Annotated in this window: 2 protein-coding genes; both read right to left on the reverse strand. The window is 76.1% G+C overall.

Annotated elements, in window-relative coordinates:
* Window positions 1-41: 41 nt before the first annotated feature.
* The gene (locus tag ACIQOV_RS38070; protein ID WP_359914739.1) at window positions 42-719 is read right to left on the reverse strand and encodes a response regulator transcription factor; all 678 of its coding nucleotides are present in this window, start codon (window positions 717-719) and stop codon (window positions 42-44) included.
* Complete coding sequence (locus tag ACIQOV_RS38075) at window positions 716-2,077, reverse strand: sensor histidine kinase (RefSeq protein WP_401055343.1); 1,362 nt, start codon at window positions 2,075-2,077, stop codon at window positions 716-718. Before ACIQOV_RS38075 ends, ACIQOV_RS38070 begins: the two co-directional genes overlap by 4 nt.
* Window positions 2,078-2,287: the final 210 nt, after the last annotated feature.

Raw genomic sequence — 2,287 nt, forward strand, 5'->3', positions numbered from 1 at the left:
GTCCCCGGCCTGACCCCGGCCCCGCCGCGCCCGCCGCACGCTCAGACCGGACGGCCGGGCGGGACCAGGCCGGTCTGGTAGGCGATGGCGACGAGCTGGGCCCGGTCTCGGGCGTCGAGCTTGGACATCGCCCGGTGGACGTGGGTGCGGACGGTGAACGGGCTGACGAACATCCGCTCGGCGATCTCCTCGTTGGTGAGGCCGGTGGCGGCCATCGACATCACCTCGCGCTCACGGGCGGTGAGGACGGCCAGCCGCTCGCTCGCGGGGGTGGCGGACGCCGGCTCGGGCTGGGCCAGGAACTGGTCGATCACGGCCCGGGTGGCGGCGGGCGAGAGCAGCGCCTCGCCCGCCGCGACGGTGCGTACGGCGGCGAGCAGTTCCTTGGGGTCGGCCCCCTTGCCGAGGAATCCACCGGCGCCCGCGCGCAGCGCCTGGGCCACGTACTCGTCGATCTCGAAGGTGGTGAGGATGAGCACCCGGGTGCCGGACAGCTCCTCGTCGCCGCAGATCTCGGCGGTGGCACCGAGACCGTCGACGCCGGGCATCCGGATGTCCATCAGCACGATGTCGGGCTTGGTGGCCCGGGCGAGCGCGACGGCCTCCCGGCCGTCGGCGGCCTCGCCGACCACCTCCATGTCCTCCTCCGCCTCGATCAGCAGGCGGAAGGCACCGCGCAGCAGGGCTTGGTCGTCGGCGAGCAGTACCCGGATGGTCATGCGTGGTCCCTGTCCTCTCGGAGCGCGCCGTCCGCCCGGGCGGCGTGCTCCTGTCGTTCGGCCGGTGTCGGGCGATCGGTACGGGTGGTGCGCGCGGCCCGGGCGGCCCGGGCGACGTCGGCGGCGGTGAAGGCGCCCGCGGACTCGGGGCCGTCGTCGCGGGCGCCGGTGCGCAGCGGCAGTTCGGCGGTGACCAGGAAGCCCCCGTCGGGCCGCCGGTCGGCACTGAGCCGGCCGCCGACCGCCCCGGCCCGCTCGCGCATGCCGATCAGGCCGAAGCCGCCCTCGCTGGGCGGGTGCTGGGGCAGCGACACCGCGCGGCGGCGGCCGGTCACGGTCGGTCGGCCGTTGGCGACGCTGACCGCGACCCGGCTGCCGCTGTAGGCGAGGGTGATCTCGGCGTCGGCGCCGTGGGCGTGCTTGGCCACGTTGGTCAGCGACTCCTGGACGATCCGGAAGGCGGTGAGGTCCACGCCGGGCGACAGCGGGCGGGCCTCGCCCTGGACGGAGAGCCGGATCGGCAGGCCGGCCCGCTCGAAGGTGGTGATCAGTTCGGGCAGCCGGTCGAGGCCCGGGGCGGGTTCGAGCGGGGCGCGGTCCTCGGCGCGGCGCAGCAGGCCGACGGTGGCGCGCAGTTCCTGGAGGGCCGAGCCGGTGGCGTCGGTGATGTGGCTGAGCACCTCCCGGGCCTGGACGGGGTGGTTGTCCATGAGGTGGACGGCGATGGCGGCCTGGGCGTTGGCGAGGGCGATGTGGTGGGCGACGACGTCGTGGAGGTCGCGGGCGATCCTGATCCGCTCGTCCGCGACCCGCCGACGGGCCTCCTCCTCGCGGGTGCGCTCGGCGCGTTCGGCACGCTCCTCGATGGCGGCGAGGTGGGCGCGGCGGTTGCGGATCGAGTCGCCGAGGGCGCCGGGCAGCAGGGCCCAGGCGAGCACGCCGAGCCGTTCGCTGACCGGCCCGCCGGGGCCGAACAGCAGGGCGATCCCGGTGAGCAGGACGGCGGCGGCGACCGAGGCGCGCAGCGCGGTGGCGCGGTCGGTGCGGATGGCGAGGAAGTAGAGCGCGAGCAGCAGCGGGGTGGCCAGGGTCGGGGTGAGCCGGGGGCTGACCATGGCGAGCAGCATCGTGCAGAGCAGCGTGACGGCGACCACCGCACGCGGGTGGCGGCGGTGGGCGAGCACGGTGACGGCGGAGACCAGCGCGATGACGAAGGTGGGCGCGGCGAACGGGGTGAAGCGGCCGCCGGTCTGGTCGATGGTGGCGCCGAGGGCGGTGACCGTGATCATGGCCGTGCCGCCGGCGACGTCGAGCAGCCGCGGATGGTCGCGGCGCAGGCGCTGCCAGAAGTCGCTCATGCTCGTGCTCTCCGGTCGGGGGGACGCCGGCCACGCCCGCAACCGGGCAGCCTGGGTTCGAGCCGCGCCGATCCCGCTCGGGGGCGCGGCGGGCCGCGGCGGGGGCCTCCGCACGCGCGGTGGCCCCCGACAGCAACGGTAACGGTTGGGCTCGAACCGGTGTCCGAGCGGTAGGGCGCCGGCCCGGCCCCGCACGGTGTCGGGGCGGGG

The sequence above is a fragment of the Kitasatospora sp. NPDC091257 genome, assembly GCF_044757675.1.
Classification (GTDB): Bacteria; Actinomycetota; Actinomycetes; order Streptomycetales; family Streptomycetaceae; genus Kitasatospora; species Kitasatospora lactacystinica.